We start from the raw sequence: 15,320 nt of genomic DNA, 5'->3' as shown, positions 1-15,320 counted from the left end.
ACTGGGAATCCAATGCTCTTAGCAACCCTCACAGCTTCTTCTTCGCTTTCGCAGACAACCGCTTTAGCAGTCCTGACTCCATAGCTTTCAAGCAGTTCTTTGGCTTCACGCTCAAGTAGAAGCATAGCTTAAGTTGTTGAGGGATATTTTATCTTTTTGAAATTTTCCTGAGAATGATAATGATAGGATTTCTCAAAAGGACTCATTTTTTGCCTTTATAAAAACCCCGAAACTTTCTTATTTGCCCTATTAACATTATGATAGGTGAGAGAATGAAGAAATTTGGTGAGCTAATATACACCCCGGAAGTGGAAGACAAGCTTGCCATATCGAAGCGGGAAAACCATACACCAAGAATTGAAGCCCCGAAGGAGGTAAAAGCGGGAGAGGTTTTTGCAGTTAGAGTTTACATTCAGGGGCATCCGAATACGGTTCAGCATTCTTTCAGATGGATAGAGCTTTATTTCTATGAAACTGGAAGAGATTTTAACCCGATATTCGTTGCAAGAGCTGAGCTTACGCCTGAAATTGCAGAACAGGAAGCGAGCTTCAAGTTAAAGCTCAACAAAAGCGGAGTTCTTTACGCATTAGCTTACTGCAATCTGCACGGCTTGTGGGAGAACAGAGTTGAAATAAATATTGTTTAGCTTTTTAATCCAAGCAGAATTTCCCTAATTTTTTTGTATCTCTCATAAACTTCGCTGTATTCAATGCCAGATGGAAGGACAGTCGTAAACTCTGGAACAAACTTTTCGAGAACGTATTTCAGCGAGAAGCCTATAGAAAGACAGGCAAGCATCGCAGCGCCTCTTGCTGTTGCTTCAACGTCTCCAGAAACGAGGCAGGGCTTTTTTATTACATCTGCAAAGATCTGGTTCCATAGCTGGCTTCTTGCTGCACCACCATCAAGCCTAAGCTCGTTAACTTTAATGCCCAGTCTTTCCATGAGCTCAATGTTGGTTTTAACCTCGAAAGCAACGCTCTCCATCACTGCCCTTGCTATGTCCCCCCTCGAATGACCCAGAGTTAGCCCATAAATACTCCCCTTCGCTTCAGGATTCCAGTGAGGACATCCAGCGCCTGAGAAGAACGGAAAGATCATGAGTCCACGGGCTCCAACTCCAGAAGCTTTCGCTTCCGCATTGAGCACTTCATAGCTGTCATTTGGGAAAAAGTTACGCTTAACCCACTCAAGAAGGCTACCAGTTGTGAAAATGCTTACTTCTGCCACTACTTTTGGCACAACGTGTGCTGAGTAAATTAGATCACCGCCGTGCATTTTTTCAACGGGAGCGATCATAAAGGTGCCCGTGCCCGTTGTGGACTTTATTTTGCCTTCCTCAACAACACCTTGGGCAAGAGCACTGCACTGCTGATCTCCACCACCTATCGCAACGACTGGTCTTGATCTTACCTCAATCTCTCTACTCCTGAGGTCTCCAGCGACTTCGCCAGAATTTTTTATCTCGGGAAGTTTATCTAAATCGATGCCAAAAGTTTCAGCAATTTTATCAGACCACTCTCGTTTTCTTAGATCCATGAGCATTGTGCGTGAAGCGTTTGAGAAATCCGTGAAAGCGTTTCCTGTAAGCCTATATATTATGTAATCGTGGACAAGCATGAATTTCCAGGTTTTTTCAACCACATCGGGATAATTCTTCATCCACCACAAAATCTTTGGCAGTGAAAAGTATGGATCTGGCTTCAAACCTGTTAGCTTGAAGATTTCCTCGCTCATTATAGACTTCATTCTTCTGACCTCTTCAACAGTTCTTCGATCCTGCCAAACAATTGCCCTCGTAAGCGGTGTCCCGCTTTTGGAGATCGGAACAATAGTCTCACGCTGGTTTGCAACCGAAATGGCATAAATATCATTTTCAGCATTTGCAAGCTTAATTGCGGAGTTGCATGCCTTTACAACACTTTTCCACCAATCTTCAGCGTTCTGCTCAACCCATCCGGGATTCGGATAATAACTCGGGAATTCGGTGTAGCTCTGAGCAACGAGTTTTCCATCAAGAGAGTAAACGCCCGCTCTGATTCCAGTTGTGCCCGCATCTATGCCAAGAACGTAGCTCATCAGATCACCTTCATCACTTTTTATTAGAAAAAGAATAAATATTCTTCGACCACTTTATGGTGGTGAGAATTTGAAGGACATCGTAATCATTGGAGCGGGAGTTACGGGTGGCTTTATTGCAAAAGAGCTCTCAAAGTTCAATATTGATGTTCTTGTTTTGGAGAGAAAACTTGCCCCGGGTCTGGAGCAAACTAAGTCTTGCTCCGGAATTATTCATCCGTTTCAATTGCCCTTCAAGCTTTTAAGGAGCAAGCTTTGCTTGGAAGGAAACAGAATGATGGATGCTGAAGCAGAAGAGCTTGGCTTCGAGTTTAAGCGTGTTGGGCTAATAACCGTTGCCACAAACCTTCTGACTTTTTTGGCAATTCCTTTTATAATTCTCTATCTTAGAAAGCATGGAGTTTTTGCAAAACCGATTAGAAAGAAAAAATTGCTTGAGATGGAACCAAATTTGAATGAAAAAGTCTATGGTGGAGTCTTTATTCCGTCCGCAGGCGTGGTTAATCCAGTTGAAATGACCGCAAAGGCTTGCCTTTTTGCAAAGCTCAATGGTGTCGAATTCCTTTATGGCTGTGAAGTTGTCGGAATAGAGCGAAAAGGAGAGCATTTTGTTGTTAAAACAAATAAAGGCGAGTTTGAAACCAAAGTAGTAATCAACTGCGCAGGCATTTATGCTGACGAGATTGCCAAAATGGTTGGCTACGAAATGAAAATAATCCCTGGCAAGGGAACACATGTAGTCTTTGCAGAGAAGGGATTTAATAGGCACTTAGTCGTTGCCATACCTCTAAAGCCTAATAAGAGGACAAAAGGTGGTGGTGCTCTAATCGGCTTCGATGGTAAACCGCTTTGGGGTCCCAATCTTATTGACGTTGAGAGCAAGGAAGACACGAGTGTCAAGAAAGAAGAAATCGAAGGAATAATTGCCAAATTTGCTCCACTTTTCAAAACAACTCCGAAGGAAATAATAGCGGTTTATGCAGGGCTTAGATCGATTGCTGGAAGCGATTTTGTAATCAATGAGCCAGTAAAGGGATTCATAAATGTTGCGGGAATTCAGAGTCCTGGCTTAACTGCTGCACCCGCAATAGCGAAAATGGTCTTGCAAATTGTTTCAAAGCACTTTGATTTGAGAAGAAAGGAAAAAATAGCCAGATTGCCCAAGAAAGAGAAAAGCGAGGAAGAAATTTGCAGATCTCTCGAGAGCGATGAAATAGTCTGTTTCTGCAATATGGTTACCAAGAGAGAAATCTTGGAAATCGCAAAGGAATTCAAATGCCTTGATGGAGTTAGGCAGATTACTTGGGCGGGAATGGATTGCGAGAAATGCAAAGCAGAGATTATCAGGCTTATTGGCGATAAAGTTTTGAAGGATCGTGAAGGAGGGGAGATTGCATGGTTGTAATCGCTGGAGCGGGCTACAGCGGGATTCTTTGTGCAAAAAAGTTGCTGGATTTAGGGTTCAGCGTGAGAATTTTTGATTACAAGGAGCCGGGCGGAGAACTTGCAGTTTTTAGCAAAATTCCAGAATTTAAAGAGCATTATGAAAGCTTCATAAATGAAATGAAATCAGCTTTAGGCTATTTAAAGGTTGAAAAGGGTTGTGTTGTGTCCACTAACCCTGTTAAGGTCTTAACGCCGAAGGGTGTTGAGATCATAAACGATAAGGTGATAATTGCCACGGGTGCGGTTGATTGCAATCCTTGGGTTTTTGGAAAAAGACCCCCAGGCATTTTTTCGCCTGAGACCGCAATAAAGCTGATTGCTGAGGGATACAAAATTGGAACGAAGTTTTTGCTTGCAGGACAAAGCGAGGTGCTCAATTTGCTTGAGTTAGTTCTTTCAAAGGATTTTGAAGTTGAAAGAACAAGATCTGCGGAAGTCTATGTTCATGGCGATAAGCGAGTGGAGAAGGTTGAAGCTGAAGGCAGAGAGTTCAGATGCGACACGCTAATATTGTTTAGGGGGAGAAAAACCTTCAACCCAAAGAGCTTGATAGGCGATTTGGTTGGTAATGCGGTCGTTTGCAGTTACGATTATTCTGCGGTGAGGAAAAACGTTGAAGAATTCATAAATCTTAAATATCGTAGCAAGTAATCTCGCTATGAATTTGAAACTAATCTCAATTCCTTTATTCGCAATCGGGATTATCGATTCAGCCTATTTGCTTTATGAGCATTACATACTTTACACACTGCCCTATTGTCCAGTCAACTCTTGTTTACCGCCAGATATGCCATTTCCAAGCTTTATTTTGCCGTTGCTTGGGCTAATCTGGTTTTTGATTGGGATCTTATTGTTTTATGTTAAAAATCAAAAAATTTTGCTGAAACTCTGGCAGATCGCTGGAGTTCTCGGCGTTGCCTGTCTTTTTGGTTACTCAGTTCTAATCGGCTACTTCTGCCCATACTGCTACTTGGCTCACGCAACGGGCTTAATTCTTGTCGGATTTTCATTCAAAATGCGGTAGATTTAGGCTGCATTTAAATTAAACGATGAATTATAAAATCTTTTATTAAAAGTAAATGAAAATTTTGCCACTCCACTTCTATGGAGAAAGCCTTGTTCGATCTCTCGGGAATAGCATCGCTTCCCTAATGTTGTTTAAGTTCAGCATGGCCATTGTAAGTCTTTCGAGTCCAAGTCCCCAACCAGCATGCGGTGGCATTCCGTAGCGGAAGGCTTTTAAATAGAATTCAAAGTTTTCAGGATGTAGGCCCTTGGCTTTTATCGCTTCTAAAAGCTTTTCATACCTATGCTCTCTCTGCGCTCCACTTGCAAGCTCTATGTAGCCATACATAAGGTCGAAGCTCTTGCTAATCCTTGCATCTTCGAGGGGCATAACGTAGAATGGCTTTATTTTGGTTGGCCATTCGGTTATGAAGTAAAACCCACCTATCTCCGCTCCAATCGTTTTCAAGGCCTGCAAATCAAGATCCTCGCCCCACGGGATTTCCTGAACTTTGCTAACGATTTCGAGTGCTGAACTATAAGTGATTCGCGGAAAAGGAATTTCAGGAACCTCAAGCTTTACTTCGAGAATTTTAAGGAATTTTTCGCATTTCTCGATAACATCAATGTAGACCTTAGCTATTAGTCTTTCAAGGATCCTCATAACTCCTTCGTGATCGGTAAAGCTCATTTCAATATCAACTGAAGTCGCTTCGTTTAGATGCCTGGTTGTGTTGTGTTCCTCAGCCCTGAAGATCGGCCCAATTTCAAGCACTTTTTCAAAGCCAGCGGACATCAAAATTTGCTTGTATAACTGCGGGCTCTGATTCAGAAAAGCCTCTTTTTCGAAATAGCTTATAGGAAATAGCTCTGTTCCACCTTCAGTTGCTGTGGAAACTATCTTAGGGGTTTGAACTTCTATAAAACCCTCTTCATAGAGAAATTCTCTTATGCTCCGAACGATCTGGCTTTTTATTCTGAAGATTGCATGAACTTTGGGTCTTCTCAAGTCCATGAATCTATTGTCAAGCCTTGTATCCAGCTCTGCTGGAACTTTTTCTGTTACTTCCAGAGGTAAAGGAGTTAAGCTCTCGTTTAGAACCTCAAGATTTTTTGGAATTATTTCAAAACCATTTGGAGCCTTTTCTTCTTTCTTGACGACTCCTTCAATCCTTACCACACTTTCTCTGCTGATCTTTCTCGCTCTATTAAATACTTCTCGCTCAACCGCTTTTTTTGGCAATGTGATCTGTATAAATCCTTCTCGATCTCTGAGAACTATAAAAACCAAGCCTCCAAGATCCCTGACTTCGTGAACCCAGCCCGCTACGGTTACCTGCTCTCCATCCTTCTCTGGAGTTATCTCTGTTGATCGCATAAAGGAAAAAAGTTGAGCAGTTTTTAACACTATCGTAACGCTTCAGTTATGAGCAACGATAGAATTGAAAAAAATTTTAATCAAAACGGTTTCTGAATTGTAGCATCTGGAAAGACTGCTACCCTCTTCTTCTCTTTTCCAAGTTCCTCAAGAACCTCATCCCAACTCTTAACCTTCACCGCATTCTCATGCACTGTTTCGAAAGCAGGTTGTCTCTCATGAAACTCTGAGAACAAAATCACTTTTCCAGCCTTTTTGAGTGTGTCTGGTGGCGGCAAATACAGTGTTCCACCCTTTTTTCGCATTCCCCATCTTCCATGGACATAATGGCTCACCTGCCCACCTTTCGGATTGCATACAAGAACGAAGGTTCCACCCTCTTTAAGACATAGCGTGGTCCAAGTGGCTATGGTGGCTTCATTGGCCTTTGAGTACGCGTTTGCCACAACTACGTCGAAGTCGAATTCTATAGGAGTAGAATAATGCTCCTTAGCTACTTCTACACCTTTTCTTTGAGCCTCTACTACGTCTCCAGCAAATAGATGCGTGGAATCTCGCCTTGTATTGATCAGAACGTTTATTATAAAATCGAGCTTAGCCATTCTTGCAGCTTCTTCCGCATCTCTGCGTTGAATGTTTTCCTCATTAACTCTGCCGTAGGCCATGTTACACGTGGGATGCAATTCTCTAAACTTCTCTGCAATTCCCCATCCCCCAAGGACACCATGGTTGTAAACTATGCTCCTGATTCCAGCAACCCCTGGAAGGATGATCTTAGCTCCACCACCAAAACCAAATTGAGGATGGGGTAGAATCGAACCTATGGCGATTTTGAGTGGGTAGCTCATGACTTCCGCATTTATTTCAATTGGGTTTCCGAAGGAAGTCTCACCTAAATAATCGAGGTTCTGGTAGGGATTGTGATTAAACACCGGATAATTCTCCACTATTCTTTCTCCGAGCTTCATTACGAAGTCTTCCCTATCAAAAGCACCATGAGCTCCATTAGCACAAACGAAAACAACTTCTTTAAGCTTTATCTCCTCCAGAACAAGTTCTGCAATTTCACCGACCTTTGTTGGCCTCGTTAAGTCATCAAAAATAATTACAGCAGAATCTTTCCCATCTGAAAGTTCTCTGAGCGTCTTGGATCCTATTGGATTTCTAATTGCTTTGAGCATTTCTTCCCTGCTGAGAGCTTTACTTTCGTGTCCTTTCATTTTGAAAACGCTCACGTCCCAACTGTCCGGAAATTTCAACTCAAGATCTCTATCCTGCCATATATGGCTCGGAACCCGAACAATCAACGTAACCACCTCATGGCATGCCAAGCTTTCTGAACAAATTTCGTGCAGCAACAACAAGCGGATCCCAAACTCTTGAAATGGGTGGATAGTAGGGAAAATCTGCAAAGAATAAATCTCTAACATCTGCCTTCTTGTATAAAAGTGCTGTTGCACCGTAAATTCTCATTCCAACACCTTTTCCAGCTGCCTGAACTCCAAGAACTTTGCCACTCCTATCTGCAACGACTTTCAGGTGGATCAATCCATCCTGGAAATATTTGGCTGATGATTTCGTTGTAACAAATGATGAAACGACTTTGTATCCTTCCCTTATTGCCTCATATTCGCTAAGTCCAGCTTTACCGATTTCTACGTCTTGAAAACTTGTTATCTGGCATTTTACAGAGCCAGGATAGTGGAGTTCAAATCCTGCAATGTTAACCCCTGCAACGTATCCCATTTTATTGGCAGGAGTTGCGAGGTGAATCCAGTCAGGTTTTCCAGTAACTATGTTTATAGTCTCTGCACAATCCCCGGCAGCGTATATTCCTTCCTTATTTGTCTCCAATTTGCTGTTGGTCTGAATAGCTCCACTTTTACCGAGTTTAACAATTTTTTTTGCCAAATCCACATTTGGACAAACTCCTACCGCCACTATTGCAAAATCACACTCGTATTCTGTTTTATCTGTTACCACTCTCTCAACCCTGTCTTTACCTTCAAAAGCCACGACCCTCTCACTAAGCCTCAGAGTCACAAATTTCTCCATTTCTGATTTAAGAATTGCTGCAATCTCTGCATCGTATTCAGGCAGCGGTCTTTCAGCAATTTCGATCACTGTAACTTTTTTTCCGAGCTTGGATATCGCATCAGCCATTTCGACGCCAATATACCCGGAACCAATTATTACGATTTTCTCCGATTTTAGGGCAAGTCTTTTAATTTTTTCAGCGGTAAGAATTTCATCAACGTAAATAACTCCTCCGAGATTTTCATTCTCAACATTGAGTCTTTTAGGTTTTGCTCCCGTCGCAAAAAGAAGCTTATCCCATTCATATACCTTTTCTTTTCCCATTTCCTCAACAACAAGTGAAGATTCGGAAACTCCTATAACCTTTGCATTTGTGTGAACATCAATCCCTCTTTCGGTTTTGAAGTAGTTAACGTCGTATGTGCATAGCTCTTCAAAGCGCTCAAAAAAACCTGAAACGTAGAAAGGTATCCCGCAAGGAGCGTGACTTACAAAATTTGTCTTCTCAAATACCATGACATTCCATTCCGGTCTTAGAGCCTTTATTCTCGAAGCTGCGGACATTCCCGCAGCTCCACCACCAATTATTGCGACATCCACATAGCTCATGTTTAATTGAATTTTTAAATTTTTCTGTCTAATAAATGATAAAATAAAATTAATAAAAATGATTAAAATCACTCAAGCGGGATTATTTTCTTCTCCCCTATAGCTTTGGGTATTGTCACTTCTAAAACTCCATTCTTATAGCTTGCTTTGGCAGATTCAGTTTTTATTCCCTCTGGAAGAGCGATTTTTCTGTATACTCTGCCGTATCTTCTCTCTCTTCTGATGAAGTCTTTTCCACTCTCTTCCGCCTCTTTTTTGCTCTCTGCTTTTATTACCAAGTTATTTCCCTCAAAGAATACCTCAAGTTCGTCCTTTTCAAATCCTGGTAAGTCAGCGACTACTTTTATCTTGTCTCCCTCGTCTATCACGTCAACTGCAGTTCCAAACGTTCCGAATTCTCTAAAAGGTTCAATTCCTTCGAGGAACAACTTGTTTAGTCTGTCCAAAGTTCTTCTCAGTTCCTCAAACGGATCAAGCCTCCACATATCCCTCACCTCCATTCACTAACTTTATGTTAGTAATTGCAGATATATAAATTTTTCGATACAGAGACCGCAAAGTCTATTAATTGGATGTTCATGCACTGTTATGCGAAATCTCAAGAAGAAGTTATACCCGCTGATATTGCTCATTCCAGTGCTATTGGCATTCAAATTAAGAGTTCTGAACCCTTGGGACAGTGTTTTTACTTACACAGTGCTTTTGAATGAGAACGATCCGTGGTATTATTACAGGTTAATAGAGAACTGCATTCATAATTTTCCCGCAAGAATATGGTTCGATCCAATGACCCAGTATCCTTTTGGCACTTATACTCACTTTGGACCATTCCTCGTATATCTGAGTGCAATAATTGCAATGCTTCTGGGTGCAACAAGTGGTGAAGCTTTGCGAAGTGTTCTTGTATTCATTCCAGCACTTGGAGGCATATTGACTGTATTTGCGGTCTTCTTCTTAACCAGAAATGTCTTTGGTGATAGAAACGCTTTGATCTCTGCGTTGCTAATATCGATAATTCCCGGACAATTTCTGCAGAGAAGTTCTCTGAGCTTCAACGATCATCATATCTGGGAAGTTTTCTGGATGTGCATGGCTCTTGCATTTTTCATGCTGATTTTAAAGAGCGAGTGGAACAGAAAGGGAGTTATTTGTGCGATATTTGGCGGTATCAGCTTCGGGCTCTACATTTTGAGCTGGGCAGCAGGCTTTACTTTTGGTCTACTAATAGTCTCTGCGTTTGTTTTTGCAATCCTACTAAAAATAAAAATCCCAGAGGCTGTTTTCAAGCTTACAGTTGTTTACTTTGTGTTTGCAATATTAACATACCTACCATTTTCATTCAACGCTCCGAGTGCTCCAGTTTGGTATTCGCCGATGCAGTTGAACATGCTGATCTTCTACACAATCGCAACGCTTTTCCTATGGCAATTCGATGTGAAATTCGATAGATTAGTGATTCTGGCTAAAATAGGTAAAGAGACAACCCTTATCATCTTCGTCTTTCTTGGGCTTATCTTGGTGTCCTATATCTTTCCTGAGTTCTCATTCACTGTCGGAACGATAACAGGTTATCTGCAACCGAGAGGCGGTTCTCTAACAATCGGTGAGGTTTATCCATTCTTCTTTTTGGGTGGATCGTTCTCATTGGCTCCAGCACTTCTTCATTTTGGTATTACATTCTTCTTTGCAATCCCCGCAGTTCTCTTCATGTTCTATAGAGTTTATAAAAACAGAGATTTAAAAGACTTAACAATCCTGCTATGGGCTATAGCGCTGTTCATAGCTCTCTGGGGTCAGAATAGATTTGCATACTACTTCGCAGCAGTTTGTGCGGTTTATGCAGGCTTTGCTCTGGATCGCATTTTTGAAAAAATGCACGTCTATAAGGCATTGAACAGAGAAAAAGCTGGCAAAGGAAAGAAAAGCATAAGCAAATTTAGACTCGTAATAGCGATTCTTTTAGCATTCATTCTGATATATCCAACTTACTTTATAGCAGACCATCAGAGCAAAGGAGGCGGAGGAATAAACAAACAGTGGTTCGACGCAATGGCTTGGCTTAGAAACAATACTCCAGACAATGGCTATGAGGAATACTACTACCAGCTTTACAAGCCCGGAAAGCTTGGCGAGAAATACGACTATCCCTTTGAAACCTACGGAGTTATAAGCTGGTGGGATTACGGGCACTGGATATTGGCGATAGGTAAGAGAATGGCGGTAGCAAATCCATTCCAGCAGGGTATAGGCAATTTCTACGATAGCATCCCCGGAGCGGCACCGTTCTTTGTAACAACGAATGAAAGCTACGCGGAATGGGTTGCGGATGAGCTAAATGTGCGCTATGTTGTCAGTGACATCGAAATGGCTACTGGAAAGTTCTTTGCTATGGCTACATGGGCTGAGGGAGACTTGCCTTTGGCAGAAAAATACTATGATGGGTATCTCTACATAACACCGCAGGGAATTTTGGGAATAGCAGCTTCCCTTTATCAGATTCCACCGAATTCTATTCCTTTGATGATAACACCAAGTGAGCTCTACTACAACACGATGGAAGCGAAACTGCACATGTTTGACGGCTCAGGACTTTCTCATTACCGTCTTGTTTATGAAAGTGAGCCAAGCGATGAGTGGAAGCATTATAGCAGTGTTTTCGGTTCTGTTGATCCTATTCAGATTGCATTGCAAGAATCGGTCGAAAGGGCGCGATATGGATTATCTCCGAGTTTTTCAGCACAGGAAATACTCTGGAAGTTTGTTTACAAGAATCTGTATGAGAATAAGACAGGTATACCAGTGGAACTGAATGCTACGGGATACGTGAAGATCTTCGAGAGAGTCAAAGGAGTTACAGTTAAAGGCAATGCGAATTCAGAGTTTGTTGAAGTGAATGCAACGATAAAGACAAACCAAGGTAGAACATTTGAATACTACAAGAAAGTTGAAGTGGTTAACGGAACTTACGAAGTCACATTGCCTTATTCCCATGACTCGGGCTACGAAACAACTCCATTGACACCATACAGCTTTAAGGCTGGAAATGTTACCAAGACACTGACAGTTTCCGAAATTCAGGTGTTAAAAGGGGAAGTCGTGGAGCTTGATTTAACTTCATAAAAACCAAAATTTTTTTAAGTATGAAGTCAACAAACTTTAAGCCAGGGTGGCAGAGAGGCTATGCGGCGGACTGCAGATCCGCTGACCCCGGTTCAAATCCGGGCCCTGGCTTTATTCTTGAGGTTAAAAGCCCGTAAAGAAATTTTAATGTTTTTACGATTTCTTCGCCAGAGCTTTGTTTATTTCATCAAGCAATTCCTCATCACTTTTACCTTCTGGATTTATTCCAAGATCTCTGGCAATTTTTTCGAGTTTCTTTCTCTTTTCTTCTTTTGATGTCTTAATATCTTTCTCGAGCTCTCTTAACTCGATTTCAGCTTCTCTCTGAGCTTTCTTAAACTCTGCAACTCCTCTTCCAAGATTTCTTGCAAGTTCGGGTATTTTACTTGCTCCAAATAGCAGAAGAACAACCACTATGATCAGTATGAGCTCCTGAGTTCCAATAAACATCTTTGCTATTTCCATCGCTTCGATTTGTATATAGGGGTAAAAAAATTTTTCTCTTAATCTGTAGCAATCTCACAAGCTTATATATCTCGAAGCCTAAATCAACTTCATGAAAGTCGTTCTTGCTTACTCTGGTGGGCTCGACACGACGGTATGCATTTTTCTTCTCAGAGAAAAATATGGCTTTGACGAAGTTATTACCACTACTGTTGACATTGGATTGCCCGAATCAGAACTAAGAAGGGCAGAAGAGAGAGGAAAGAAATATGCGGATAAACATTACACTGTTGATGCAAAAAAGGAGTTCATTGAGGCAATCTATCGCCTCATAAAGGCAAATGGAGACTATGAGGGCTATGTGCTTGGAACCGCAATTGCAAGACCGATCATTGCTGAAAAAGTCGCTGAGATTGCGTTAAAGGAAAAGGCAGATGCGGTAGCCCATGGGTGCACAGGAAAGGGGAATGATCAGCTCAGATTTGAGAATGTGTTCAGACAGTATAACTTCAAGGTCATCGCTCCAGTTAGGGAGCTTAATTTGACGAGAGAATGGGAAATCGATTATGCAAAACAGCATGGAATCGAAGTGCCCGCAACGAAGGAAAAGCCTTTCAGTGTTGACGAAAATCTATGGAGCAGAAGCATTGAAGGTGGAAAGCTTGAGGATCCAACTTTTGTCCCGCCTGAAGATATCTATGAATGGACTAAGTCTCCAGAAAAGGCGCAGGAAAAGCCAGAGATAATTAAAATAGATTTCGAGAAAGGGATTCCCGTAGCGGTAAACGATAAAAGACTCGATGGCTTTGAGCTTGTTAAGCTTCTAAACGAAATCGGTGGAAAGCATGGAGTTGGCAGAACTGACATGATCGAGGACAGAGTGCTCGGGCTTAAGGCGAGAGAGAATTATGAGCATCCCGCAGCTACAATACTGATTACAGCCCATAAAGACCTTGAAAAGCTCGTTTTGAGCAGAAGAGAGCTTAAGTTTAAGAAGATCGTTGAAGAGGAATGGGCGGAGCTTGTCTACTATGGACTTACAAACGAGCCTTTGTTTGAAGCTTTAAACGCGTTCATCGACAAAACACAGGAAAGAGTGACTGGATGGGTGAAACTGAGGCTTTATAAAGGATCCGTGATGCCTATTGCAAGGTATTCTGAATTTGCTCTTTATTCAGAGGAGCTGGTATCGTTTGACACAAGGGCAATTGATCAGAGGCTTGCAGAAGGCTTTGTAGTCTTCCATGGCTTGCAGGGCAGGATGTATCAGAGGCTTAAAAGGGAAAAGTTATGAAATTCGCAATAATAAGCGTTGGCAATGAACTGCTGAAAGGAGATACAGTTAATACGAACGCTTCTTATATTGCAAAGAAGCTCACCGAGCTCGGGCATGAGGTTAAGAGGATTATAGTTATTCCCGATGACGTTGAGGAGATAGCTGATGAAGTGAAAAAAGCTTCGCAGTTTTATGATTTTGTTTTGGTTACTGGTGGGCTTGGAGCGACGCACGACGATGTTACTAACGAAGGAATAGCTAAAGCTCTAAAAAGGAATCTTTTAGTGAACAAGGAAGTTTACGATTATCTTAAGAGCATTAGCGATAACGAATTTGCTATCAAGAAGATCTCCTCAGTTCCAGAAGGTGCTGAGATAATCTGGAATGATGTTGGAGCTGCTCCCGCTTACATCGTAGAAAACATCGCTGTAATGCCCGGAGTTCCAGAGGAGATGAAAAATACCTTCGAGAAGATCTTGAAGAAATTCGAGAAGCTTGAATACTTCGAAGATCAGGTAAGAGTTGATGGGTATGAGGTTAGAATTCTTGATGAGTTGAACAGGGTTGTTAGCGAGTTTCCCGATGTTCAAATCGGCTCATACCCAAAGTTTGGCTATGTAATCGTTAAATTTTCTGGAAAAAACAAGGATCGGGTTAGAATGGCTGTTGAAAAATTTAGGGAGCTTTTAAAGAAGCAAAGCGAGCAAACATGATCTACGGGAAAATATTTTACAGAGGAGAATTCGTTGAAGCGGGAATAGAGGTCGAAAATGGGAGAATTAAAAGAATAGGTAAGCTTGTAAAGGGTAAAAAAGTTGATGGGATAATTTTGCCTGCTGGAATCGATGTGCACGTTCATTTCAGAGACTTTGAAGAGAAAAGAAAGGAAACGATAGAGAGTGGAAGCCTTTCTGCACTGCATGGTGGCATTTGCCTTGTTGTGGATCAGCCAAACACAAAGCCAGTTGTGGATAATCCCGAGATATATTTCAGAAGAATGGAGATTGCAAAGAGAGACAGTTATGTAGATTATGCGCTAAATCTGGCTCTTACTAATGCCAACGTGGAAAGAATTAAAGAGATAGTAGAAAAAATAAGGGAAAAATACTTTTTACCTGCGATTGGAGAGGTTTTTCTTCAGCACAGCGATAAAGAACTTGAGATAAGCTATGAAACTTTGAAAAAGATTTCAAAGATAAACACGAAGATAACGATCCACGCTGAAGATCCAAGATTTGTAGAAAGTGGCAACCCGAATTTTCTTTTCAGAAAAAAGGAGGCTGAAGTGATAGCAATAGAGGAATGCGAGAAAATAGGGGAGTTTCACTTCTGCCATTTATCAACTCGAGAAGCGGTAGAAAAAGTTCGGAGAGGTAGCTTTGAAGTAGCCCCTCATCATTTGCTTCTTAGCATAGAGGACTATAGCAGACTTCGCGAGCTAATTAATGTAAATCCACCTTTACGGCAAAAAAGTGATGCTGAATGGCTTTTAAAAAATTTCTCGAAGATTCATATTCTTGCTTCTGACCATGCTCCTCACACAATTGATGACAAAAAGATGGGTGCTTCAGGATTTCCGGGAGTTGAGACTACTTATCCAATTTTTGTCTATCTTGCCAAAAGAGGTCTTATCACTTTTAAGGATTTGATAGATAAAATTGCCATAAACCCGGCCAATATTTTTGGCTTTAAAGATTATGGAGAAATAGAAGTGGGTAAATTTGCAAACTTTGCCATTTTTGATCTTGACTGCGAGGAGGAGATAAAATCTGATAATTTGCACTCCATTTGTGGCTGGACACCTTATAATGGTTTTAAAGCAATCTTTCCGAAAGAGGTTTATATAAGAGGAAAAGAGACACTTCAGAGCGAAGTAAGGGAGGGGTGAAGTTAATATAACCAATGCTTAATAAGCAAAAACTTTA

Annotated in this window: 15 protein-coding genes and 1 tRNA gene; 9 read left to right on the top strand and 7 right to left on the bottom strand. The window is 41.4% G+C overall.

The annotated features are described in order from the left end of the window. Window positions 1-125, bottom strand: a 125-nt coding sequence (locus tag QXI54_02555; GenBank protein ID MEM0302035.1) for an acetate--CoA ligase family protein, incomplete at its 3' end; no start/stop codon positions are given. Window positions 126-272: 147 nt separating this feature from the next. Here QXI54_02555 and QXI54_02550 point away from each other — a divergent pair. After that, window positions 273-647 (top strand): class II SORL domain-containing protein, encoded by a 375-nt coding sequence (locus tag QXI54_02550; GenBank protein ID MEM0302034.1) that lies wholly within the window; start codon window positions 273-275, stop codon window positions 645-647. Here QXI54_02550 and QXI54_02545 read toward each other — a convergent pair. Further along, window positions 644-2,080: an FGGY-family carbohydrate kinase gene (locus tag QXI54_02545; protein ID MEM0302033.1), complete on the bottom strand. Its 1,437-nt coding sequence runs from the start codon at window positions 2,078-2,080 to the stop codon at window positions 644-646. The genes QXI54_02550 and QXI54_02545 overlap by 4 nt on opposite strands. Window positions 2,081-2,150: 70 nt before the next feature. Here QXI54_02545 and QXI54_02540 point away from each other — a divergent pair, with 70 nt between their 5' ends. From QXI54_02540 to QXI54_02530, 3 genes are read left to right on the top strand one after another with little or no spacing between them, the layout of a single operon-like run. After that, entirely contained in the window at window positions 2,151-3,485 is a 1,335-nt protein-coding gene (locus tag QXI54_02540) for an NAD(P)/FAD-dependent oxidoreductase (protein MEM0302032.1), read from the top strand. Next, entirely contained in the window at window positions 3,476-4,177 is a 702-nt protein-coding gene (locus QXI54_02535; GenBank protein MEM0302031.1) for an FAD/NAD(P)-binding oxidoreductase, read from the top strand. Before QXI54_02540 ends, QXI54_02535 begins: the two co-directional genes overlap by 10 nt. 7 nt (window positions 4,178-4,184) lie before the next feature. After that, complete coding sequence (locus tag QXI54_02530; GenBank protein ID MEM0302030.1) at window positions 4,185-4,550, top strand: hypothetical protein; 366 nt, start codon at window positions 4,185-4,187, stop codon at window positions 4,548-4,550. Window positions 4,551-4,628: 78 nt separating this feature from the next. Here QXI54_02530 and aspS read toward each other — a convergent pair whose 3' ends face one another. The 4 genes from aspS to QXI54_02510 form a co-directional block, all read right to left on the bottom strand. Further along, window positions 4,629-5,909, bottom strand: coding sequence for an aspartate--tRNA(Asn) ligase (gene aspS, locus QXI54_02525; GenBank protein MEM0302029.1), 1,281 nt, complete (start codon window positions 5,907-5,909; stop codon window positions 4,629-4,631). Between the two features lie 80 nt (window positions 5,910-5,989). Continuing rightward, window positions 5,990-7,216, bottom strand: a complete 1,227-nt coding sequence (locus QXI54_02520) for a lactate racemase domain-containing protein (GenBank protein ID MEM0302028.1) — start codon at window positions 7,214-7,216, stop codon at window positions 5,990-5,992. A 10-nt stretch (window positions 7,217-7,226) separates the two neighbouring features. Next, complete coding sequence (locus QXI54_02515; GenBank protein ID MEM0302027.1) at window positions 7,227-8,555, bottom strand: FAD-dependent oxidoreductase; 1,329 nt, start codon at window positions 8,553-8,555, stop codon at window positions 7,227-7,229. Window positions 8,556-8,623: 68 nt separating this feature from the next. Beyond that, entirely contained in the window at window positions 8,624-9,040 is a 417-nt protein-coding gene (locus QXI54_02510) for an Hsp20/alpha crystallin family protein (GenBank protein MEM0302026.1), read from the bottom strand. Between the two features lie 103 nt (window positions 9,041-9,143). Here QXI54_02510 and QXI54_02505 point away from each other — a divergent pair, with 103 nt between their 5' ends. Further along, window positions 9,144-11,675: an oligosaccharyl transferase, archaeosortase A system-associated gene (locus QXI54_02505; GenBank protein MEM0302025.1), complete on the top strand. Its 2,532-nt coding sequence runs from the start codon at window positions 9,144-9,146 to the stop codon at window positions 11,673-11,675. A gap of 40 nt (window positions 11,676-11,715) precedes the next feature. Continuing rightward, window positions 11,716-11,786: transfer RNA gene (locus QXI54_02500), tRNA-Cys, on the top strand. Between the two features lie 42 nt (window positions 11,787-11,828). On the opposite strand, the gene tatA is transcribed toward QXI54_02500, so the two are convergent. Beyond that, a complete protein-coding gene (gene tatA, locus QXI54_02495) occupies window positions 11,829-12,140 on the bottom strand; it encodes a twin-arginine translocase TatA/TatE family subunit (protein ID MEM0302024.1) in 312 nt (103 codons plus the stop codon). A gap of 91 nt (window positions 12,141-12,231) precedes the next feature. Here tatA and QXI54_02490 point away from each other — a divergent pair, with 91 nt between their 5' ends. Genes QXI54_02490 through QXI54_02480 form a run of 3 tightly spaced genes read left to right on the top strand, consistent with a single transcriptional unit; the run spans window position 12,232 to window position 15,283 of the window. Then, on the top strand, window positions 12,232-13,413 hold the full coding sequence (locus QXI54_02490; protein ID MEM0302023.1) for an argininosuccinate synthase: 1,182 nt from the start codon (window positions 12,232-12,234) through the stop codon (window positions 13,411-13,413). Continuing rightward, window positions 13,410-14,108, top strand: a complete 699-nt coding sequence (locus tag QXI54_02485) for a molybdopterin-binding protein (GenBank protein MEM0302022.1) — start codon at window positions 13,410-13,412, stop codon at window positions 14,106-14,108. Before QXI54_02490 ends, QXI54_02485 begins: the two co-directional genes overlap by 4 nt. Continuing rightward, window positions 14,105-15,283, top strand: coding sequence for a dihydroorotase (locus QXI54_02480; protein MEM0302021.1), 1,179 nt, complete (start codon window positions 14,105-14,107; stop codon window positions 15,281-15,283). Before QXI54_02485 ends, QXI54_02480 begins: the two co-directional genes overlap by 4 nt. The last annotated feature ends 37 nt before the right edge of the window (window positions 15,284-15,320 follow it).

Source organism: Archaeoglobaceae archaeon (assembly GCA_038734275.1).
In the GTDB taxonomy this organism is placed as follows: domain Archaea; phylum Halobacteriota; class Archaeoglobi; order Archaeoglobales; family Archaeoglobaceae; genus WYZ-LMO2.
This window is presented reverse-complemented; position numbering and strand designations above follow the sequence as displayed.

Coding starts and splice junctions, on each gene's coding strand:
- QXI54_02515 (MEM0302027.1), bottom strand. CDS start 8,555: ATGAGCTATGTGGATGTCGCAATAATTGGTGGTGGAGCTGCGGGAATG.
- aspS (MEM0302029.1), bottom strand. CDS start 5,909: ATGCGATCAACAGAGATAACTCCAGAGAAGGATGGAGAGCAGGTAACC.
- QXI54_02535 (MEM0302031.1), top strand. CDS start 3,476: ATGGTTGTAATCGCTGGAGCGGGCTACAGCGGGATTCTTTGTGCAAAA.
- tatA (MEM0302024.1), bottom strand. CDS start 12,140: ATGGAAATAGCAAAGATGTTTATTGGAACTCAGGAGCTCATACTGATC.
- QXI54_02510 (MEM0302026.1), bottom strand. CDS start 9,040: ATGTGGAGGCTTGATCCGTTTGAGGAACTGAGAAGAACTTTGGACAGA.
- QXI54_02490 (MEM0302023.1), top strand. CDS start 12,232: ATGAAAGTCGTTCTTGCTTACTCTGGTGGGCTCGACACGACGGTATGC.
- QXI54_02530 (MEM0302030.1), top strand. CDS start 4,185: ATGAATTTGAAACTAATCTCAATTCCTTTATTCGCAATCGGGATTATC.
- QXI54_02550 (MEM0302034.1), top strand. CDS start 273: ATGAAGAAATTTGGTGAGCTAATATACACCCCGGAAGTGGAAGACAAG.
- QXI54_02480 (MEM0302021.1), top strand. CDS start 14,105: ATGATCTACGGGAAAATATTTTACAGAGGAGAATTCGTTGAAGCGGGA.
- QXI54_02505 (MEM0302025.1), top strand. CDS start 9,144: ATGCGAAATCTCAAGAAGAAGTTATACCCGCTGATATTGCTCATTCCA.
- QXI54_02545 (MEM0302033.1), bottom strand. CDS start 2,080: ATGAGCTACGTTCTTGGCATAGATGCGGGCACAACTGGAATCAGAGCG.
- QXI54_02485 (MEM0302022.1), top strand. CDS start 13,410: ATGAAATTCGCAATAATAAGCGTTGGCAATGAACTGCTGAAAGGAGAT.